Annotated in this window: 17 protein-coding genes; 9 read left to right on the forward strand and 8 right to left on the reverse strand. The window is 65.5% G+C overall.

The window, feature by feature from the left end:
• Window position 1: 1 nt before the first annotated feature.
• Window positions 2–2,533, reverse strand: a complete 2,532-nt coding sequence (locus J7347_RS10605; RefSeq protein WP_348521606.1) for a helicase-related protein — start codon at window positions 2,531–2,533, stop codon at window positions 2–4.
• A gap of 194 nt (window positions 2,534–2,727) precedes the next feature.
• Between J7347_RS10605 and J7347_RS10610 the strand changes: the two genes are divergently transcribed.
• The 5 genes from J7347_RS10610 (at window position 2,728) to J7347_RS10630 (ending at window position 8,772) form a co-directional block, all read left to right on the forward strand.
• Window positions 2,728–4,335: a M23 family metallopeptidase gene (locus tag J7347_RS10610; protein WP_348521607.1), complete on the forward strand. Its 1,608-nt coding sequence runs from the start codon at window positions 2,728–2,730 to the stop codon at window positions 4,333–4,335.
• A 94-nt stretch (window positions 4,336–4,429) separates the two neighbouring features.
• Window positions 4,430–5,425, forward strand: coding sequence for a porphobilinogen synthase (gene hemB, locus J7347_RS10615; protein WP_209162001.1), 996 nt, complete (start codon window positions 4,430–4,432; stop codon window positions 5,423–5,425).
• A complete protein-coding gene (locus tag J7347_RS10620) occupies window positions 5,418–5,984 on the forward strand; it encodes a GNAT family N-acetyltransferase (RefSeq protein ID WP_209162002.1) in 567 nt (188 codons plus the stop codon). Before hemB ends, J7347_RS10620 begins: the two co-directional genes overlap by 8 nt.
• Window positions 5,981–8,206 (forward strand): fused MFS/spermidine synthase, encoded by a 2,226-nt coding sequence (locus J7347_RS10625; protein WP_245174002.1) that lies wholly within the window; start codon window positions 5,981–5,983, stop codon window positions 8,204–8,206. Before J7347_RS10620 ends, J7347_RS10625 begins: the two co-directional genes overlap by 4 nt.
• Window positions 8,203–8,772 carry a gamma carbonic anhydrase family protein gene (locus J7347_RS10630; protein WP_209162004.1) on the forward strand — a complete coding sequence of 190 codons (570 nt, stop codon included), beginning with the start codon at window positions 8,203–8,205 and terminating at the stop codon, window positions 8,770–8,772. Before J7347_RS10625 ends, J7347_RS10630 begins: the two co-directional genes overlap by 4 nt.
• 21 nt (window positions 8,773–8,793) lie before the next feature.
• Here the strand turns inward: J7347_RS10630 and J7347_RS10635 are convergent, their stop codons facing one another.
• The 7 genes from J7347_RS10635 to J7347_RS10665 form a co-directional block, all read right to left on the reverse strand.
• The gene (locus J7347_RS10635; protein ID WP_209162005.1) at window positions 8,794–9,444 is read right to left on the reverse strand and encodes a YoaK family protein; all 651 of its coding nucleotides are present in this window, start codon (window positions 9,442–9,444) and stop codon (window positions 8,794–8,796) included.
• Window positions 9,445–9,496: 52 nt separating this feature from the next.
• Complete coding sequence (locus J7347_RS10640; RefSeq protein ID WP_209162006.1) at window positions 9,497–11,104, reverse strand: cisplatin damage response ATP-dependent DNA ligase; 1,608 nt, start codon at window positions 11,102–11,104, stop codon at window positions 9,497–9,499.
• Window positions 11,105–11,108: 4 nt separating this feature from the next.
• Window positions 11,109–12,140, reverse strand: coding sequence for a ligase-associated DNA damage response exonuclease (locus J7347_RS10645; protein ID WP_209162007.1), 1,032 nt, complete (start codon window positions 12,138–12,140; stop codon window positions 11,109–11,111).
• A 78-nt stretch (window positions 12,141–12,218) separates the two neighbouring features.
• Entirely contained in the window at window positions 12,219–13,721 is a 1,503-nt protein-coding gene (locus J7347_RS10650) for an ABC transporter permease (RefSeq protein WP_209162008.1), read from the reverse strand.
• Entirely contained in the window at window positions 13,718–14,662 is a 945-nt protein-coding gene (locus J7347_RS10655; protein ID WP_209162009.1) for an ATP-binding cassette domain-containing protein, read from the reverse strand. The genes J7347_RS10650 and J7347_RS10655 overlap by 4 nt, the downstream gene beginning before the upstream one ends.
• Before the next feature lie 172 nt (window positions 14,663–14,834).
• On the reverse strand, window positions 14,835–17,222 hold the full coding sequence (gene clpA, locus J7347_RS10660) for an ATP-dependent Clp protease ATP-binding subunit ClpA (RefSeq protein ID WP_209162010.1): 2,388 nt from the start codon (window positions 17,220–17,222) through the stop codon (window positions 14,835–14,837).
• A gap of 136 nt (window positions 17,223–17,358) precedes the next feature.
• Window positions 17,359–17,559, reverse strand: a complete 201-nt coding sequence (locus J7347_RS10665; RefSeq protein ID WP_067684839.1) for a DUF1192 family protein — start codon at window positions 17,557–17,559, stop codon at window positions 17,359–17,361.
• Window positions 17,560–17,645: 86 nt separating this feature from the next.
• Here J7347_RS10665 and J7347_RS10670 point away from each other — a divergent pair, with 86 nt between their 5' ends.
• The 4 genes from J7347_RS10670 (at window position 17,646) to J7347_RS10685 (ending at window position 21,641) form a co-directional block, all read left to right on the forward strand.
• Window positions 17,646–18,668: an NAD(P)H-quinone oxidoreductase gene (locus tag J7347_RS10670; protein ID WP_245174003.1), complete on the forward strand. Its 1,023-nt coding sequence runs from the start codon at window positions 17,646–17,648 to the stop codon at window positions 18,666–18,668.
• 152 nt (window positions 18,669–18,820) lie between these two features.
• On the forward strand, window positions 18,821–19,696 hold the full coding sequence (locus J7347_RS10675; RefSeq protein WP_233999453.1) for a UDP-2,3-diacylglucosamine diphosphatase: 876 nt from the start codon (window positions 18,821–18,823) through the stop codon (window positions 19,694–19,696).
• A 50-nt stretch (window positions 19,697–19,746) separates the two neighbouring features.
• Window positions 19,747–20,796 carry a glycosyltransferase family 1 protein gene (locus J7347_RS10680; protein ID WP_209162107.1) on the forward strand — a complete coding sequence of 350 codons (1,050 nt, stop codon included), beginning with the start codon at window positions 19,747–19,749 and terminating at the stop codon, window positions 20,794–20,796.
• A 122-nt stretch (window positions 20,797–20,918) separates the two neighbouring features.
• Window positions 20,919–21,641: a DUF1013 domain-containing protein gene (locus J7347_RS10685; protein WP_209162011.1), complete on the forward strand. Its 723-nt coding sequence runs from the start codon at window positions 20,919–20,921 to the stop codon at window positions 21,639–21,641.
• Window positions 21,642–21,676: the final 35 nt, after the last annotated feature.

A 21,676-nucleotide genomic window follows, 5' to 3' on the forward strand; every position in this document is an offset into this window, starting at 1 on the left:
CCTAGCGCACCAGATCGGCGAGCGCGGCAAAGGCGCTGCCTTCGCGGGGGCGGATGGGTTCGTTGCGCTGCTGCTTGCGGCGCCCCGCACCCGGTTTCGGGCGCCATTCCCAGCGATCGGGCCGTGGCGGACCGAATGCGCCTTCCTTCAGGGGGCGGGCGCGCTGGACGCGAAAACCGGCTTGGCCAAGCAAGCGGACGGCGTTGTCCCCTTCCAGCCCGATCGAGATCGGCAGCGCCAGATCGAGCACGAATTTCTTGCGCCGGTCCTGCTGCTTGCCGCTCCCTTGCGCCTTGGCGCGCGTTTCGTGCGCGGCGCGGAAAATTTTCTCCGCGAGATCGATGCGGATCGCCTGACTTCCCGCATGGCGATAGCCCGATGGCAGCTTTTTGCGATCCGCGACCACCGGCAACATCGCCTCTTCCAGCGAGCGCCGATCGGTCCCGATAGCGCTTAGCAGGCGGCGCGGCGCGGGCTTCAGCAGCGCAGGCGCAAAGATGTCGAGCGCGCCGAAAGTGACGCCAATGCGCCGCAGAAAGGGGCGCATTTCCTTGGGCAGATGTTCGATCCCCGCCTGTTCGCGCGTGACGAAGCCATGCCCGGCGAGGAGATTGAGCAGCAGCGCGCGTGCCTGCGATCCGGCTTCGGGGTCGCTCGCCGCCCGGTGCAATTTCTCCAGCGGATCGAGCGGGGCGAGAACGGTGTCGAGCCAGGTTTCGAGCGCGGCGAGCAGAGCCTTGCGCGGTGCTTCTGGCAAGGCCGCGACTTCGCGCGAGGGCACCAGAACGGGCCGCGCCTGTCCCTCTTTCGCTTCAAGATTGGCCAAGATCTGACCGTTCCAGCGGATCGCGCCCTTCGCAAGCTCGACGCGATCCGCGACACCGGCTGCGACCAGCGCCTCGACCTGCTGGCCCAGCAGGCGCGGCAGCGCCTTTTCCGCGGCGGCGAGCAGCATGCGCCGATCCTCGTGCCGTGCGCTCGGATCGACAGTGAAGCGCAGGCCCTCGACACGGCCCAGATGCTCTCCGTCGACGCTAACCGCGCCGTCCTCGTCTATTCCGATCGGCAGCGCCGATGCATCCTGTCCCAGCGATTTCATCAGGATCGTAGTCCTCCGATTGACGAAGCGCTCGGTCAGGCGACCGTGCAGCGCGTCCGATAATTTGGCTTCGACGGCGTGGGCGCGCGCGGCCATCTCGTCGCGTGCCAGCACCCAGTCGGGCCGCTGGCAGATATAGGCCCAGGTGCGAATCGCCGCGATGCGGCCCTGCAGCGTATCGATATCGCCCGCCATATTGTCGAGTTCGGATATCCGCGCCGCGGCATAATCCGCGCCGAGATACCCTTCCTGCAAGTCCTGCCACAGCCGCGCGACGAAACGGGCATGGACGTCCGGCCCCCGCGCGCGGAAATCGGGCAGCGAGCACGCTTCCCAGAAGCGCCGCACCTGGCCCGCGCCCCGGATCGATGCGGCGAAGGGCTCTTCCGCCAACCGCTTCAACGTCGCGAGGTCGATCGCTTCGGGCGCGGCGCGCAGCATCGCATGCTGCGGCGGGCTTTCGAGATCGCCGATCAGCGTGGCGATACTGTCGAAGCGCGGCTCCGCCTCGCGCCAGTAGAGATGGGTCAGAGGCGCGAAGCGATGGTCCTCGATCGCGTAGATTTCATCCTCGGTGAATTCGGGCGCGGCCGCGTTCCTGCCGCCCTGTCCGGAAAGCGTGCCGAAGGTTCCGTCGCGCTGGTGGCGACCGGCACGCCCGGCGATCTGGGCCATTTCCGCCGGAAACAGCCGCCGCATCCTTACTCCGTCGAATTTGGTGAGCCCTGCAAAGGCGACGTGGTTGACGTCGAGATTGAGGCCCATGCCGATCGCGTCGGTGGCGACGATGTAATCGACCTCGCCATTCTGGAACAGTTCGACCTGACGGTTGCGGGTTTCCGGGCTCAGCGCGCCCATCACCACCGCCGCGCCGCCGCGAAACCGCCGCAACATTTCGGCCACGGCATAGACCTGCTCGGCACTGAAGGCGACGACCGCGCTTCTGGGCGGAAGGCGCGAGAGTTTGCGCGGGCCGATATGCGACAGCGTCGAAAACCGTGGCCGCTCGCTGACCTCGACCTTCGGGATCAGCGCCTTCACCACCGGTTCCAGCGTGGCCGCGCCCAGCAGCATCGTCTCTTGCCGACCGCGCAGATTGAGCAGGCGATCGGTAAAGACATGGCCACGCTCGCGATCGGCGCCCAATTGCGCCTCGTCCAGCCCAACGAAACTGACGTCGAGACTGCGCGGCATGGCTTCGACCGTGCAGCACAGATAGCGCGCGTTCTTCGGCTCGATCCGCTGTTCGCCGGTGATCAGCGCCACCTGATCGTCACCCTTGATGGCGCGCACCCGGTCGTAGACCTCGCGCGCCAGCAGCCGCAGCGGAAAGCCGATCGCTCCGCTCGAATGGCCGCACATCCGCTCGATGGCGAGATGGGTCTTGCCGGTATTGGTCGGCCCCAGGACCGCCTTGATCGCTTGATCGCTCACGCCGGAGTAGATGGCAGGCGTGCGGGCCGCGCACAACCGTCTGCCGCGTAAGCCCATCCGTTCGTCGCAGGTGCGGCGCCATCCGGCGCGGATTAAACGGGACTTAACTTTAAAAGCGCACAGGCTTTCGCCATTGGCGCCGCGCTTTCGGCCCGGATCGCCGAAATGTGGGCCACCGATGCGGCGGAGGGACTGTGTTCAGAACGCGCGAGGACGATGCGCTGCAAGAGGTGGGCACAGGCTTAGGCCTGCCCGCCGCCGCGCTCGCGCACGATCAGATCGCGCTTTCCCCGACAAAACCCCCGCTTCGCACGGCGCCCGGCTGGCGCGAGCGCCTTTCACGGCGACTTTCCGCGCTGGATCTTGCTCCCGATCTCGGGCGCGGGATCGGGAGCCTGCGCTGGCTGCGCGGCGTGGGCACGTTCATCGGCCTGTCGAGTGCCGCCATCGCTTTCTGGCCCGACTTCGCGCCGCTGGAAGCGGCACCGCCCGCGCGATTGAGCGAGGCAGAGCGGGACGAATTGCGCAGCCAGACGATCGCACCGCTGGCTCTGGGGGCCGATACCGGCCACCGCATGGGCGCGACCGCGCTGGTTCGCCCCTTGGCTGCCGCGCCCGAACGTCCGCGTCTCGAACTGGTGGCCACTCTGGCTGCGGGAGACAGTTTCGAACGCATGCTGCGCCGCTCCGGCGTGGGGGCAGGCGATGCGCAGCGGATCGTGGCGCTGATCGGCGGTGCCATGCCGCTCTCCCAGATCGAACCGGGCACGCAGGTCGATATCGTGCTCGGCCGCCGCACCATTGCAGGTAATCCCCGCCCGCTCGAAGAGCTGCGCTTTCGGGCGCGTTTCGATCTCGAACTGGCGGTGGCACGGTCGGATGATCGCGCTCTCGCGCTCAGCCGCGAGGCGATCCGTGTCGACGACACGCCCCTGCGCATTCGCGGCAAGATCGGATCGAGCCTCTATCGCTCGGCCCGCGCGGCGGGCGCTCCGGCAAGCGCGGTGCAGGCCTATCTCAAGGCACTGGGCGAGCAGGTAGACGTGACGAGCGATCTCAGCGCGGACGACACGTTCGATATCATCCTGTCGCACCGCCGTGCCGCAACGGGCGAACGGCAGGCGGGCCAACTGCTCTATGCCGGGATCGAGCGGGGCGACAAACCGCGCGTCCAGCTGATGCGCTGGGGCACGGAAGGGCGTTTCTTCGAAGCCAGCGGCGTCGGCGAACAGCGCAGCGGGCTCGTCGCGCCTGTTCCCGGCCCGATGAGTTCGCGTTTCGGCATGCGCCGCCATCCGATCCTGGGATACAAGCGGATGCATGCGGGCGTCGATTTCCGTGCCCGCAGCGGCACGCCGATCGTGGCAGTAACCGATGGGCAAGTGATCGGCGCGGGCCGCATGGGCGGCTGCGGCCAAGCGGTGCGCCTGCGCCATGGAGGCGGGACGGACACGCGATACTGCCATATGAGCCGGATCGCGGTGAGCCGCGGGCAAAGCGTCAAGCGCGGCCAGGTGATCGGCTATGTCGGCTCCACCGGCCTGTCGACCGGGCCGCATCTCCATTACGAAATGTATCGCGGCGGGCGTGCGATCGATCCGGCCAGCGTGCGCTTCGTCACGCGGGCGCAATTGACCGGCGCCGAACTGGCGCGCTTCCGCGAAACGCTGGCGAAATTGAAGACCGTCGAACCCGGCGCCGCGCTTGCCGCGATGGAGCCGACCGCGAGCGAACGCGCCGCCGAAGCGCCGCTGCGCGAGATCGACCGGCTGGCCGCTCCCAAACCGGCCGAGGCGCGCTAATACTCTTGAGGCGCGGACGCGATTGCGCCTCCGATCGCTCCCTGATCGCGCGCCCGATTGCGTGAGGGGCGCGATTGCGGCACAGCGCACCGCCATGATCGGCAGCTATCCAAACACCCGCCTGCGCCGCCCCCGCGCCCATGCCTGGAGCAGGGCGATGCACCGCGAAACCATGCTCACGCCAGCAGACCTGATCTGGCCTCTGTTCGTGACGTCTGGGCAGGGCGTGGAAGAGCCGATCGCCAGCCTGCCCGGTGTCTCGCGCTGGTCGGTCGACGGGATCGTGGCGCGCGCCAAAGAAGCCATCGACCTCGGCATTCCCTGTATCGCGCTCTTCCCCAACACGCCGTCCGATCAGCGTAGCGAGGATGGCGCGGCGGCCTACGATCCCGACAATCTGATGTGCCGCGCGATCAGGGCCGTGCGCGATGCCTGCGGGAACGATATCGGCATCCTCACCGACGTGGCGCTCGATCCCTATACGACTCACGGGCAGGACGGCCTGCTCGACGGACGAGGCTATGTGTCGAACGACGACACCGTGGCAGTCCTCGTCGATCAGGCGCTCAATCAGGCCGAAGCGGGTGCCGACATCATCGCTCCGTCCGACATGATGGATGGGCGCGTGCGCGCGATCCGCATGGCGCTGGAAATGGGCGGGCATCCGAACGTCCAGATCATGAGCTACGCCGCCAAATATGCGAGCGCGTTCTACGGCCCGTTCCGCGATGCGGTCGGCTCGGGCGGGCTGCTGAAGGGCGACAAGAAAAGCTACCAGATGGACCCCGCCAATGGCGAGGAAGCGTTACGCGAGGTCGCGCTCGATATCCAAGAAGGGGCGGACAGCGTGATGGTGAAGCCCGGCCTCGCCTATCTCGACATCGTCTGGCGCGTGAAGGAACGGTTCGACGTGCCCGTCTTCGCCTATCAGGTGAGCGGCGAATACGCGCTGATCGAAGCGGGCGCGGCGGCGGGCGTGGGGGATCGCGACGCGCTGGTGATGGAAAAGCTGGTTGCTTTCAAACGCGCGGGCTGCACCGGCGTGCTGACCTATTACGCCGCCGATGCCGCGCGCCTGCTGAATGGCTGACCACTTCCTTTACGAGACCGAGCGGCTGGTTCTGCGCGACTGGCGCGAGGGGGATTGGGCACCGTTCTGGACCGGGACCAACACGCCCGCCGTGATGCGCTGGCTGGGCGGAGTCGCGGACGAGAGCAAGCGCGCGGCAGTGCAGGATCGCCTGCTCGGCTATCGCAAGCATCACGGCCACACCTTCTGGGTAGTCGAACGCAAGGCGGACGGCGCGCTGCTCGGCTTTTGCGGGTTGAAGCGCACCAATCAGAAAGGCGGCCCCCTCGGCGCGATGGAAGTGGGCTGGCGGCTGCGCGAAGATGCCTGGGGGCAGGGCTATGCGAAAGAGGCCGCCAGCGCCTCGCTCGATCTGGCGTTCGACCGCTTCGGGGCAGAGGAGGTCGTGGCGCTGACCGTGACCGGCAACGGGCCGAGCTGGGGCCTGATGAAACGCCTCGGCATGGCGCGGCGCGAGGATCTCGACTTCGACAACAGCGAATTCGATCCCGAGACCGGGCGGATCATCGTCTATTCGATTGCCAGAGACGCATGGAACCCGGGGCGTCTCCCTGCATGAGAGCACGCGCGCTGTTCGTCGCGACGATCCTGACGGGCAGCTTCCTGCTGTTCCTCGTCCAGCCGCTGGTCGCACGGCTTGCCCTGCCGCAATTGGGTGGGGCACCGGCGGTCTGGAACAGCGCGATGCTGGTCTACCAGGCGCTTTTGCTGGCCGGATACGCCTATGCACATGCGATCGCGCGCCTTGCACTGAAACGGCAGGCGATCATCCATCTGATCGTCCTCGTGGTCGCGGGCCTTACGCTGCCCATCGGGCTTGCCGATCTGGCACCGCCCGCATCGCAAGGGCTCGAAGCGCTGTGGGTGCCGCTGCTGTTCGCGCTCACCATCGGGCCGGTCTTCTTCGCCGTGTCCGCGCAGGCGCCGCTGATGCAGCGCTGGTACGCGGCGAACCCGGAGGCGGGCGATCCCTATTGGCTTTATGCCGCCAGCAATCTCGGCAGTTTCGCCGGACTGCTCGCTTATCCGCTCTTTCTCGAACCGAACCTGCCGCTGGGATCGCAGAGCTGGGCGTGGAGCGCGGGCTATGTCCTTCTGATCGCGCTGGTGGCGGCAGCGGCGTGGACGCGCCGGGGCGCTCCAGTCGAAAGCGACGCAGCCCTGTCTGACGAGAATGCCGAGCCGATCGGCTGGCGACGGATAGCCTTGTGGCTGGCTCTGTCCGCCGTGCCGTCTGGCCTGATGCTATCGACCACGACGCATCTCACCACCGACATCGTTGCCATGCCGCTGCTCTGGGTGATCCCGCTGGGGCTTTATCTTTTAAGCTTCGTGTTCGCTTTCAACGAACGCAGCGCCTTGGGCTATACGCTCGCCCGCGTGGCTCCGGTCATCGTGCTTCTGGCGGGCGGCATGGCGATGGTGAGCCAGAACGCGGCCAGCCTGTCGATCGGGCTCGCGACGGTCCTGATGCTGTTCGTCCTAGCGACCGCGCTGCACCGCCGCCTCTATTTCGAGCGGCCGAGCCCGCGCCGCCTGACTCTGTTCTATCTGGTGATGAGCGCGGGTGGCGCGCTGGGCGGCGTGTTCACCGCGCTGGTCGCGCCGCTGCTGTTCGATTGGGTGTGGGAGCATCCGGTCCTCGTCCTCGCTGCTGCGGCCCTTCTGCCCGACCGGCCCCTGATCGCCTGGATGGACCGGCTGGGGCTGACCGGGCGGCAGAAGCGGATCATGGTCGCGACGCTGCTGGCGGCGGCGGCCGGTATCTCTGTGCTCGTCAATCGCTGGGTGATGCTGCAGGACGATACGCTGGTCCTGCTCGGCATGCTGGCGGCGGCGGCCTGCGGCGTGCTGGTGCTGGGACACCGGCGCGCGATGGTGGCGGTGCTGTTCGTCCTGATGCTGGGGCGGGGCGGGTATCAGACGCTGGAGACTTCACTCGAAGGCTCGCGAGACCGCAGCTATTTCGGCGTCTACACCGTCCGCGATCTGCCCGAGGAGGGCAAACGATCGCTCATCAGCGGCACGACGCTGCATGGGCTTCAGTTTACCGAGCCGGATAAACGGCGCGAACCGACGACTTATTACGGGCGCGATTCGGGTGTCGGGGCGGCGCTTTCGCAGCTTCCCGCCATCGCCGGGCCGGGCGCGCGGGTCGGCGTGGTCGGATTGGGCGTGGGGACGGTGGCCTGTTATCGCACGCCCGGCCAGCATTGGGATTTCTTCGAAATCGACCGCACGGTGCTCTCCTACTCGGGCGAAGAGACCTTCACCTTCCTCAGCGACTGCGCGCCCGATGCCGGCATCCATCTGGGCGATGCGCGCATCGTGCTCGACCGGTTCCGCGAACGGATGCGCCCGGAAGACCGCTTCGACGCGCTGGTGATCGATGCCTTCAGTTCGGACGCGATACCCCTGCACCTCGTCACCGACGAAGCATTCGATATCTATCGTCGGACTCTGGCAGACGGTGGTTTGCTGCTGATCCATATCTCGAACCGCTTCATCGATTTGAGTCCGATGATGGCGGCGATGGCCGAACGGCATGGGATGATCGGCGTACTGCGATCGCGTCAGGATCCGCCTTTCGCGGACGGGATTTCGCCTTCGCTCTGGGTGGTCATGGCGCCCGATCCCAAGCCGCTCGCCGCATTGCTTTCGGCGCGGCCCGACCTTGCCTGGCATCGCCTGCCGCCGCCCGCCGAAGCGGTCTGGACCGACGATTTCGCCAGTATCCTGCCTTTCATCCAGTGGCAGAATGTGCTCGGTAGAGGGCCATGAGCATAGCAAGACCCGGCGTTCGCATCATCCCGATCCACGGGAAGACACCGAAAATCCATGACAGCGCCTTCGTCGCGCCCGGCTGTACGCTGATCGGCGATATCGAGATCGGAGCGGACAGCTCGATCTGGTACAATTGCGTGCTGCGCGCCGACGTGTTCACGATCCGTATCGGCGAACGGACCAATGTGCAGGACGGCAGCATCCTCCATTGCGATCCGCCGCGCCCCGGCGATCCGGACGGCAGCCCGCTGGTGATCGGGGACGATGTGCTGATCGGCCACATGGCGATGGTCCATGGCTGCGTGATCCACGATCGCGGCTTCGTGGGGCTGGGCGCGATCGCGATGAACAAGGCCGTGATCGGCAGCGATGCCATGCTGGCGGCGGGCGCCATGCTGACAGAGAACAAGGTGATGGGAGCGCGTGAATTATGGGCGGGCCGCCCGGCAAAGAAGCTGCGCGATCTGGACGATGCGGCGGTCATGGGCATGCGCGCAGGCGTGATGCATTACACGCAGAACGCGAAGGATCACGCAGCGGCGATCGACGCGGCGGAAGATTGACGCGAAGTCGCGCCGCGCGACTTATTCCTGCAAGTCGCCGCGCGCTTCCGTCCGCCAGGCGAGCACCAGCAGCAACGCATTCGCAGTGACCGCGACGATCGGGCCGATCGCGCCATCGAATGTGTGCAGCCACGTCCCCAGCACTGCGCCTGCCAGCAGGCACAACCACAGGGCCCCGTAACCCGGCTTGATCCGGTCCCGCTGCCCCAGCATGCGCGCGGCGAAATTCTGCCCGATCCGCACCAGCGCGCCGGTCATGTAAGTGACGCCCGCGGAAGAGCGATCGTCGCGCAGAAACACATTGTTGACGAGGCCCATGGCGAAGGCGGTCGTAATCAGGAAACCCAGCGTGCTGCCGAGCGCATAGGCCGCCGTCGCCACTGAGACGAGCACAAGCGAAATCGCCAGCAGGATCGTGCGCGGCCATTTCTGGCTCGTCCAGCCCACGGCCGCACCCGTCGTCACCCCGCCGAGGAAACAGGCGATCAGTCCGGCGGGGAGCAGGACCGACCCGATCCCGTCGAGCGCATTGACGCCCAGCTGCGTCGTATTGCCGGACATGAAGCTGACGAAATAGCCGTTGGCGATCAGGAAGCCGGTCGCATCGAGCAGGCCGGCGAGGGCCGAGAGGCCAAGCTGGAGCGTGCGCAGCGGAGGGCGGTTTTGCGGCATGGGTCCGCCAAAGCATCCGGCGGCGCAGCGATCAATCGCTTATCGCGGCAACTCAGTCCCGCACCAGCGCGCGCAATGCTTCCACCCGGTCCGCCTCGTGCACCGGTTTGTCCCAGCGGATGCGGTGGATGCGGGGGAAACGCATGGCGAGGCCGGATTTGTGGCGTTTGCTTTCATGCACGCTGTCGAAGGCGACTTCGAAGACGAGGCTCTTGTCGGTCTCGCGCACCGGGCCGAAGCGGTTGACCGTGTTCTGGCGCACATGGCGGTCGAGCTTCTTCAGCTCCTCGTCGGTGAAACCCGAATAGGCCTTGCCGACGGGCAACAGCTCTCCGCCCTTGTCCGGATCGCCGTCCCAGCAGCCGAAGGTGTAGTCCGAATAGAAGCTCGACCGTTTGCCGCTGCCGCGCTGGGCATACATGAGCACGCAATCGACGAGGAGCGGATCGCGCTTCCACTTGTACCAATATCCCACGCGCCGCCCGGCGATATAGGGGCTGTCCTTGCGCTTGAGCATCAGGCCCTCGATCGCATCGTCGCGGCTGCCTTCGCGGATTTGGGCGAGGTGGTCGAAATCGCGCGCTTCGACCACGCGGCTCAAATCGAAATGCGTGTCGGGCAGGCGCGACATTAGTGCTTCGAGACGTTGGCGGCGCTCGGTCCACGGCAGCGCGCGCAAATCCTCGCCGTCGATCAGCAGTGCATCGTAGAGCCGTACGAAAGCCGGTGCTTCGGCCAGCATCTTCTTCGACACGGTCTTCCGGCCCAAGCGCTGCTGCAAGGCGTTGAAACTCGCCGCGCCCCCCTGCGTGACATCGTTGGCCTCGCCCCCCTGATGCGAGCCGCGCACGAGCAATTCGCCATCGAGCACGGCTGGGAAGGGCAGCACGTCGAGCAGTTCGGGGAAGGTCGCCGAGATATCGTCGCCCGAACGCGAGAACAGTCTCGTTTCGTCCCCCGCGCGGACCAGTTGCACCCGGATTCCATCCCATTTCCACTCCGCGACATAGTCCGCGAGATCGACCACGGTTTCTTCCAGCGGATGGGCCAGCATGAATGGGCGGAAGGTCGGCAGATTCGCCATGTCGGGAGGAGCCTGCCCCTCGGCGGCCCAGGCGAAGAGTTCGGGGTAGGGCGGAGCGAGGCCGTGCCAATATTCCTCGACCTCCTCGACCAACACGTCGAAGGCTTGCGCGAACGCCGTCTTGGCGAGGCGGCTGGAAACGCCGATCCGCATGCCCCCGGTGGCGAGCTTCAGCAGCGCGTAGCGGCCCGAAGGGTCCAGCCGGTCGAGCAGTTTGGGCAATTCGACGAACACGCTCTTGCGATTCATCGCTTCGAGCAGCTCGACAGTCTCGCCGACGCCGGGAGGAGACGGCGGATGATCGGGGGCGGGCCACAACAGGCTCGCCGTTTCCGCCGTATCGCCCACGAAATCGCGGCTCAGCGACCACAGCACCGGATCGACGCGATCCTTCAAAAGATTGCGGATGGTGGAGGATTTGACCGCAGGAAAGTCTAGGCCATCGCTTAGCGCCGCCAAAGCCCAGCCGCGATCGGGATCGGGTGTGGCGCGCAGATATTCCGCGATCAGCCGCAGTTTCTCGTTGCGGCTGCGTGTATAGACCAGCGCGTCGATCAGGGCGGCGAATTCCTCCACCGCCTCAGTCGTCCTCGTCCTCGTAGCCGACCATGGCCAGCGCCCGCGCCCGGCGTTGATGCAATTGACACCACCGCAGCAAGGCATCCTCGCGGCCGTGGGTGATCCAGGTTTCGACCGGATCGACTTCCTCGATGGTGCGCGTCAGCTCGCCCCAATCGGCATGATCGGAGATGACCAGCGGCAGTTCGACATTGCGCTGCCGCGCGCGCTGGCGCACCCGCATCCAGCCGCTTGCCATGGCAGTGATCGGATCGGGCAGGCGACGGCTCCAGCGGTCGTTGAGCGCGCCGGGCGGCGATATCACCACGCTGCCACGCATGTCGTCCTTCGTATGGTCGGACACCAGCCGCAATTCACCCAGATCGACACCGTGTTCCTCGTATAACCGACACATCTTCTCCATCGCGCCGTGAAGATAGATCGGATCGTGGTGCCCGGCGGCGCGCAGTTCGGCGATCACCCGCTGCGCTTTGCCCAGCGCGTAAGCCCCGACGAGGACGCAGCGATCGGGATGGGCGGCCAGCCTGTCGAGCAGTTTCGCCATTTCCTCCGCGATCGGAGGATGCGTGAACAGCGGCAGGCCGAAAGTCGCTTCGGTGATGAAGATGTCGCAGGGGACGACCTGAAATTGTGGGCAGGTCGGATCGGCGCGACGCTTGTAATCGCCGGTGCAGACGATGCGCTCGCCCGCATGTTCCAGAAGGATCTGCGCGCTTCCGAGGACGTGTCCAGCGGGGAAGTACGTCGCCTGAACATCGCCGGGCAGCTTTATCGTCTCGCCATATTCGACCGGCACGGCCTTGTGCGGAATGTCGCCCGCCTCATCCTGCGTTCCGGTGCGATAGCGCAATTCCATGATCGCCAGCGTTTCGGGCGTGGCCACGGTCTGCCCGTGCCCGCCGCGCGCATGGTCGGCATGGCCGTGGGTAACGAGCGCGCGCTCGACGGGGCGCGAAGGATCGACCCAGGCGTCGGCAGGCACGACATGAATGCCCCACGGTTCGGGCCTGATCCACGAGAAAGGGGCGGGCATGCCCAATTCAAGCGCGGGCGGGCACAAGCGTTCCCGTCAGGAGGTTACGCGGACATACAACGCGTTCCCGTCAGGAGGTTACGCAGGCGTCCCTCGAAACCGTTCCACGATCTTCTTGAGGCTCGGCTTCTGGCCCGTCGAGAGCAGGCTGGCGCGGAACAGGCGACCGATCAGCACCAGTTCCAGCACGATCGTCACCGCGAGCAGAATGCCCGATCCGACCATCTCCCACCATTCGATCCCCATGCCCAGCCGCGCCATCACGGTGAAGGGCGTCCATAGCGGCACCCAGGTCAGCACCTGCACCATCCAGCCCGAATTGCCCGCCAGGATCGCCTGGATCAGGAAGGTGATCGGCAGCAGGATCAGGAGCAGGACCGGCATCAGATAGCCCTGCGCCTCGCTCATCGAATCGACCATCGCGCCGATCGCTACGAACAGGGCCGAGATCAGGATATAGCCCGCGATGAAGAAGAACAGGATCGCCGCGATGATGCCGGGGCTGGAGACGGGTTCCAGCGCGGGCCGGATCAGGTCCGCGATCGCGCCCTGTGTGGCATAGGCGGCCACGCCCGCACAGGCGCCCCAGACGAGGATCATCAGCAGGCCGACAGTCAGCGAGCCCAAGAGCTTACCATACATCAGATCCTCGGGCCGAATGCAGGCGAGCAGCGATTCCAGAAGCTTATTCGAACGCTCCTCGACCGAACCCTGCAACATCCAGCTGCCCGACAGCATCAGGCTCATCATCAGGATATAGGCAAGCGCCAGCGGCACGATCGAGCGGACCAGCAGGGTTTCGCGTGCGCCGCCGCCGGGCGGAGGGGTATCGACCGCGATCACGGGCGCCGCGCTCTGCACGGCCGCTGCCTCGGCGGGCGAGACGCCCTGCGCCGCCAGCAGACGCGCGCGCAGGTCTACGGTCAGGACTTCCTGCATGGTCGATACGAAGCTGCCGCGCGGCTGGTCGGCGGAGAACAATTGGATGCGCGGGTCTTCGGGATAGGTTTCGCCGATAAGCACCACGATTTCGGGCGCCGTGTCGTCGTCCGCATCGAACAGAGCGCGCGCTTCGTCGCCGAACGCGTCGCCTTGCGCGGAGGCGAGAGCTGCGGGAGCGGGCGCAAACGCGTAATCGGGCGCGTCGGCTTCGAATTCGGGGACGCCTTCGGGGCGCACTGCCTCGATCTTCGCCAAGGCCGCGTCGAGGCCGCCCGCCGCTTCGAAGGCGGCGATATCGGCGCCGGTATACCAGCGGTCGAACTGTGCCCAGGGCGCTTCGGGTTCCGCGCTTTCGAGATCGTAGCGCTGGACGTAGCGCGAGAGGTCGCGCAGCAGCCATTGCGTGTCTTCCATGGCGAAGCGCGCCTCCAATGCCTCTGCGGCACCGCCGCCCGAGCGGTCCACCACGGCGACCCGTGTCGGTTCGTCATCGTTCAGCGTTTCGGTGAATATCGGACCGAGCGCGAAGGCGACCGGCAGGATCAGCAGCGTCAGCCAAAAGCTCTTCATCTTCAGGATCTGGCGAATCTCGCGCGCGGCGACGAGCAGAATGCCGTTCATCGAAGCCGACCGGTTCATGCCGCGATCTCCTGATTTGCCTTCCCGGCGCCGGCAGGATCCTCGCCCACCATCCGCACGAAGACGTCATGCAGGCTTGGCTTGTGTTCATCCCACCGGCGCAGCGCGATGCCGTTGGCGGTGCAATGTTCCAGCACGTCGGCAGCAGGCACGCCCGGTTCGAGATGGAGCGTCCAGTCGTGCCAGCCATCCTCGATGCCGTCACCCGAAGCCGCCCGGGCGACACCGGGAATGCGGGACAGATCCTCTTTCGCGCTGGCGATGAGGCGCGCGGGTAGAGCGGCTCGCGCTTCTTCCAGCGTACCTTCGAACCGCTTGCTGCCTTTTTTCAGCAGCAGCAGTCGGTCGCACAGCCGCTCGGCATGCTGCATCACATGGGTCGAGAAAATGACGGCCGCGCCGCGTTCGGATGCGCGCAGGATCTCGTTTTCCAGGAGGCCCTGATTGACCGGATCGAGCCCCGAAAACGGCTCGTCCAGCATCAGCAGCTCGGGATCGTTGACCAGCGAGGTGGCGAGCTGGACCTTCTGGGCCATGCCTTTGGACATGTCGCCGATATCGCTTTTCGCCCGGTCCGCCAGATCGAACCGCGTCAGCAAGTCCATCCCGCGACGGCGCGCGTCGGTCGAATCCATGCCTTTCAGGCGGCCGAAATAGACGATCGTGTCGATCGCGCTCATCCCGGCATAAAGACCGCGCTCTTCGGGCAGGAAACCGATCGCCTGCGCGTTGCGGCGGCCGGGCGCGCTGCCGAGCAGCTGGATATTGCCCGAGGTCGGGCGGATGATGTCGAGCACCATGCGCAGGGTCGTGGTCTTTCCTGCGCCATTGCCGCCGAGAAAACCGAAGATCTCCCCCGGCGCGACCGAGAACGACAGATCGTCCACCGCCAGGACGCCATCGAAGCGTTTGACGAGATTCGAGACTTCCAGAACCGACATCGGCGCACCCCCCCTTTGCGTGTCCTATCTGCGTGGCAGAGGCGTAAGACAGTGAAGCGGGCTGCGCAACCGGATGCGCGCGCTAACCCGTTCAAAAGCAAACGGGGGCCGACAAACGTCGACCCCCGCTGTGTTCAGGTTCTGGGCCCGGGTTCGGGCCGCCGATCGCGGATCAGCCTTCGCCGTCCGTATCGGTGCCGCTTTCGCTCGCATCGGCGGCGGGCTTGGCGGAGGAGGCCTTCTTCTTCGCGCCCGTTTTCGACGCCGCCTTCTTCGTCTTGGGCGGCGCGGGCGTCAGCTCGAAACTGGGCTTGCCGTCCTTGATCATGACCTGGACCTCGCCACCGTCGGCCAATTTGCCGAACAGCAATTCCTCCGCCAGCGGCTGCTTGATCTTGTCCTGGATCAGGCGGCCCATCGGGCGCGCGCCATACAGGCGATCATAGCCCTTGTCCGCCAGCCAGTCGCGCGAGTCCTTGTCGAACTGGATATCGACATTCTGTTCCGACAGCTGGAGTTCGAGCTGGAGGATGAACTTGTCGACCACGCGAGCAACGGTGTCCTTGCCGAGATAGGCGAAGGGCACGATCGCATCGAGACGGTTGCGGAATTCGGGCGTGAACATGCGCTTCACCGCTTCCTCGCTCGCGTCCTCCTTGGATACGTCGCCGAAGCCGATGCCGCTGCGCGCCATGTCGGCGGCCCCGGCATTGGTGGTCATGATCAGGACGACATTGCGGAAATCGACCGTCTTGCCGTGATGATCGGTCAGGCGGCCGTTATCCATAACCTGCAGCAGGATATTGAAGAGGTCCGGATGGGCCTTCTCGATTTCGTCCAGCAGCAGCACGCAATGCGGGTTCTGGTCGATCGCATCGGTCAAAAGGCCGCCCTGATCGTATCCGACATAGCCCGGAGGCGCACCGATCAGGCGCGACACGCTGTGCCGCTCCATATATTCGGACATGTCGAAACGCTTCAGTTCGATCCCCATGATCGAGGCGAGCTGACGCGCGACCTCGGTCTTGCCGACGCCGGTGGGGCCGGAGAACAGGAACGAGCCGATCGGCTTGTCCGGATCGCGCAGGCCCGCACGGCTCAGCTTCATGGCCGTCGACAGCCGCTTCACCGCCGCATCCTGCCCGAACACGACATGCTTCAGATCGCGTTCGAGATTTTCGAGCGCCTTCTTGTCGTCCTTCGAAACCGATTTCGGCGGAATGCGCGCCATCGTCGCGATGACCGCCTCGATCTCGCGCGCAGTGATCTTCTTCTTCCGCTTGGACGGCGGCACCAGCATCTGCATCGCACCAACTTCGTCGATCACGTCGATCGCCTTGTCGGGCAGCTTGCGGTCGTTGATGTAGCGCGCGCTCAGCTCCACCGCTGTTTTCAGCGCATCGGAAGTGTAGGTCACCTTGTGGTGATCCTGGAACGCGCTCTTCAGGCCCTTCAGGATCTTGATCGTATCTTCGACCGTGGGTTCGTTCACGTCGATCTTCTGGAACCGGCGCAGCAGCGCGCGATCCTTTTCGAAGTGATTGCGGAATTCCTTGTAAGTGGTCGATCCGATGCAGCGGATCGCGCCGCTGGAAAGCGCCGGCTTCAGCAGGTTCGAAGCGTCCATCGCCCCGCCGCTGGTCGCGCCAGCGCCGATCACGGTGTGGATTTCGTCGATGAAGAGAACCGCGTTCGGCATGTTCTCCAATTCGCTGACGACCTGCTTCAACCGCTCCTCGAAATCGCCGCGATAGCGGGTTCCGGCGAGCAGTGCGCCCATGTCGAGCGAGTAGATCACCGCTTCGGCCAGCACTTCGGGGACTTCGCCTTCCACGATCTTGCGCGCCAGGCCTTCCGCGATCGCGGTCTTCCCCACGCCGGGATCGCCGACATAGAGCGGATTGTTCTTGGACCGGCGGCACAGGATCTGGATCGTGCGATCGACTTCCGGCCCGCGACCGATCAGCGGATCGACCTTGCCGTTTTCCGCCTTCTTGTTGAGATCGACGGTGAACTGGTCGAGCGCGGTTTCCTTCTTCCCGTCCTTGCCCTTGTCGGCTTCCGCTTCGGGTGCCGAATCTTCGGCATTGCCCTGCGGCGTGCGGGAATCGACCTGGCGGCCGCCCTTGCCGATGCCGTGGCTGATGAAGCTGACTGCATCCAGCCGGCTCATATCCTGCTGCTGGAGAAAATAGACCGCGTAGCTGTCGCGTTCGGAAAACAGCGCGACCAGCACGTTGGCGCCGGTCACGGTATCCTTGCCGCTCGATTGGACATGCAGGATCGCGCGCTGAACCACCCGCTGGAAGCCCGCAGTGGGCTGGGGATCCGCATCGTCGTCGCTGCGCAGCGATTGGTATTCCTGTTCCAGATACTGGCGCACCACTGCGGTCAGCTCGCTCAGATCGACGCCGCAGGCATTCAGCACCTGCGCTGCATCTTCATCGTCGATAAGCGCCAGCAGAAGATGTTCGAGCGTGGCGTATTCGTGTCGCCGCTCGGACGCATCGGCGAGCGCCTGGTGGAGGGTCTTTTCGAGGTTCTGGGCGAAACTGGGCATTCGGGGTCTTTCAGTGCGAGTCCGCAAGAAGCGCGGAACGGGGACAGGCTAGACGACCGAGATGAGCCGCCGCTGTATTGGATGGAACCAATATGGGAAGCATTGCGGCGATTGTGAGTCCGCGCCCCATTCCCGATCAATCCTTGGCACCGAACAGGGCGTCGGCGGCGGCGCGGTGCGCTCTGGCACTCTCGCTGTGGCGGCGCACCCGAGCGATCTCGGTTTCGAGCAGCACGATCCGTTCCGCCAGCTCGTCCTGCGAATAGGGCGCCAGATCCTCGCTGGCGAGAAGGGAGGCGGCATCGCCTCTGCGCTTGGGCCGGTCGTCGTCGTCCATCGAGCATCGTTCTCGCAAGCAAGGTCGGTTGCTGTCAAACGAAACGCGCGATAGACGAGGACGCCGGGGGCAGTGGATTGGCAAAAATGGGGATTGAAATGGGTGCGAGCCTACCCGAACGGATGACGGCGATGGGCTTCGACGAGCCCGGCGGGCCGGACGTGCTGCGGGCCGAGGATTGCCCCGTGCCGCAGCCGGGGCCGGATCAGGTGCTGATCCGGGTCAGCCATGCGGGGGTCAACCGGCCCGACGTGATCCAGCGCAAGGGCCTCTATCCGCCGCCTCCCGGCGCTTCGCCGATACCGGGCCTGGAAATTTCCGGCACTGTGGTCGCGATAGGGACCGGCGCGCCGCCCGAACTGCTCAATCAACAGGTCTGCGCGCTGGTATCGGGCGGGGGCTATGCCGAATATTGCCTCGCACACGCGGCGCATTGCCTGCACGTGCCCGACCGCATGTCGATGGCGGAAGCCGCCGCCATTCCCGAAACGCTGTTCACCGTGTGGCACAACGTATTCGAACGCGGCTGGGCCCGGGATGGGGAAACCCTGCTGGTCCATGGCGGGACCAGCGGGATCGGCACGATGGCGATCATGCTGGCCAAGGAATTCGGCCTCACCGTCCTCACCACCGCGGGCAGCGACGAAAAATGCGCCGAAGCGCGCGAAGTCGGCGCGGATCTGGCGATCAATTACAAGACGCAGGATTTCGTCGAGGAGGTGCGCAAGGCCACCGATGGGCGCGGCGCGGACGTGATCCTCGACATGGTGTCGGGCGATTACGTGCAGCGCAATCTCGATTGCCTGGCGGAGGATGGGCGCCACGTCACGATCGCGGTCCTCGGCGGGATGCAGGCCGAAATCAATATGGCCAAGCTGATGAGCCGCCGCCAGACCATGACCGGATCGACCCTCCGCCCGCGATCCGACGAATTCAAGGCGCTGCTGGCCGATGAAATCCACAACCACGCCTGGCCCCTGTTCGAAGACGGAACCATCCGCCCGGTGATGGACGAGACCTTCCCGCTGGACCGAGTGGCGGACGCGCACAGGCGGATGGAAGCGGGCGATCATATCGGCAAGATCGTGCTCAAGGTCGCGGACGACTGAGCCCTGGCGGCGGAGTCCTCGAACCGTCTTACTGTCCCCGTTCGGTCACCGCGCTGTGAATCGCCTGTAACATAACGGCGCTAGGCTTCCTGCCGAATGGTGGGAGAAACGCCGTGACCGAACTGCCGACCGATTTCGAGACCTTCGCGAAGCTGGGAGACAACATCGCCAGCTTCCCAGCGATCAAGCCCGCCGTTCCCGAACGGATCGTGGGCGAACGCCGCAAATTCCGCACCATCTGGATCAGCGACGTCCATCTCGGCACCAAGGGCTGCAATGCCGAGCTGCTGATCGACTTTCTCGACCATACCGACAGCGAGACCCTGTATCTGGTCGGCGATATCATCGATGGCTGGCGGCTGAAGAAGAAGGTTTATTGGCCCGCATCGCACAACGACATCGTCTGGCGCATCCTGAAACGCGCCAAGCGCGGCACGCGGATCGTCTATGTCCCCGGCAATCACGACGAGATGGTGCGACCGTTTTCGGGCATGAATTTCGGCGGGGTAGAGATCGCACGCGCCGCTTTCCACACGACGGCGGACGGACGGCGGCTGATGGTGCTGCATGGCGATGAATTCGACACGATCATGCTCGCGCATCGCTGGCTCGCCTTCTTCGGCGACGCGCTTTACCACGCGGCGATGGGATTGAACCGCTGGGTCAATCTGGTGCGGCGCCGGTTCGGCCTGCCCTACTGGTCGCTGTCGAAGGCGGCCAAGCACAAGGTCAAGAACGCGGTCGAATTCATCTCGAAATACGAGGAAGTGGTGGCGCGGGCTGCGGGCGAGCGGGGCGTGGACGGCGTGGTCTGCGGCCACATCCATACGGCCGACATTCGCACTTTCACGCAGGACGGGCGCACGGTCGAATACTACAATGACGGCGACTGGGTCGAAGGGTGCAACGCGCTGGTCGAACATTTCGACGGGCGGATGGAATTGCTCCACTGGCCAGAAGAAGTGGCGCGGCGCGACTCTGTGCCATCGGTCGCTGCGAAGGGCGATGCTGCGCGGGCGGCTGCGTGACGTCACTGGAGCGCCTCACCATTGCCGATGCGGCCTCACCTCAGTCCCCGATGCTGGCGGATGGCCCCCATCGCATCGCTATCGTGACCGATGCATGGCTGCCGCAGATGAACGGCGTGGTCCGCACCCTGACTACAACCTGCGACATTCTGCGCCAACACGGGCACGAGGTACTGACGATCTCGCCGGATCAGTTCGCGAATTGTCCCTGCCCGACCTATCCGGAAATCCGCCTCGCTTTGTCCGCGCCCGGCGCAGTGGCCGACAGGCTGCGCCGCTTCGCACCGGACGCGATCCATATCGCCACCGAAGGGCCGCTGGGCCTGGCGACGCGGCGATACTGTCTACGCACCGCAACGCCCTTCACCACCGCCTATCACACGCAATTCCCTGATTACGTGGCCCAGCGCACGCATCTGCCCGCCGAATGGTTCTGGCGCTACATCAGCTGGTTTCACGCGCCGGCCTGTCGCATTTTGGTCGCGACCGCGAGCATTGCGGAGGAGCTTCGCAGCCACGGCCTCGATCAATTGCACGGCTGGAGCCGGGGTGTCGATCTTGCGTGCTTTACGCCCGATGCGCCCCCGCCGCCGGAATTTGCCGGATTGGAAGGGCCGATCCAGCTTTATGTCGGGCGGGTCGCGCCGGAAAAGAACCTCGAAGCGTTCCTTCAGGGTTCCTATCCCGGCAGCAAGGTCGTGGTGGGTGACGGGCCCGCGCTCGAAAGCCTGCGCGCTCGCTATCCGCAGACGCTGTTCCTCGGACGGCGCAGCGGGCGGGAGCTGGCTGGCTGTTATGCCGCGGCGGACGTCTTCGTCTTTCCCAGCCGTACCGATACGTTCGGGCTCGTCATGATCGAAGCGCTCGCCTGCGGGACGCCCGTGGCGGCCCATCCCGTGCCCGGCCCGCGCGACATCGTAACCGATCGCGTGGGCGCGCTGGCCGAGGATCTCGACCGGGCGATAGCGGCGGCCCTGTTCTGCGATCGCAGGGTCTGCGCGCGATACGGCGCAAGCTTCAGCTGGGATGCCGCCACCGCGCAATTCCTGAGCGGGCTCGCCCCGCTGGAAGTTTCGGACGAGGCATACGCGCTGGCCTGAACCGCGCGGCACGAACACGCCGCGCTTGCGGACAAAGCCGGTTCAGCCTACAGGATACGGGCAACGGCCGCTCCGCAAGGGGCGGCCCTTACTATTTCAGGTCTTTAGAAAAGGCGCCGAAAATGGCCGACCAACCCAAGCCCCTCATGCCGCATGCGACCGCCACCTGGCTGGTCGACAATACCGGCCTCAGCTTCGAACAGATCGCCGAATTCTGCGGTCTGCACATTCTCGAAGTCCAGGCCATGGCAGACGATCTGGCAGGCGCGAAATACACCGGGCGCGATCCGGTGCATGCCGGCGAATTGACGCAGGAGGAGATCGAGAAGGGGCAGCAGGACAGCACCTATTCGCTCAAGATGCAGCGCGCGCCGGTCGCGGTCAGCCGCACCAAGGGCCCGCGCTACACGCCCGTGTCGAAGCGGCAGGACAAGCCGGACGGCATCGCCTGGCTGCTGCGCAACCACCCGGAAATCTCGGACGCGCAGATCGGCAAGCTGATCGGGACGACGCGCACGACCATCGGCGCGATCCGCGATCGGACCCACTGGAACATCCAGAACATCCAGCCCAAGGATCCGGTGACACTGGGCCTGTGTTCGCAGCGCGAGCTCGACGCGGTCGTCGCCAAGGCGGCCAAGAAGTTCGCGAGCACCGAGGAAGACGACGGCGAAACCGCAGCCCCCGCCATCGGCGAAGGCACCAGCGATCGCGAGCGTCTGATCGAGGAATTGCGCGCCGAACGCGCCGAAGAAAAGAAGGCCGCCGCCGAAGCCGCGCAGGAAGCGGAAGCCGCCGCCTGGCTCGAAAACAAGCGCGCGAGCGAGGCCGAAGCCGAAGGCTGACACTTACGTTTCGAAAATTACCGAAGGGCGGGAAA

Origin of the sequence: Erythrobacter sp. A6_0 (assembly GCF_017744235.1) — a bacterium.
Lineage (GTDB): Bacteria > Pseudomonadota > Alphaproteobacteria > Sphingomonadales > Sphingomonadaceae > Qipengyuania.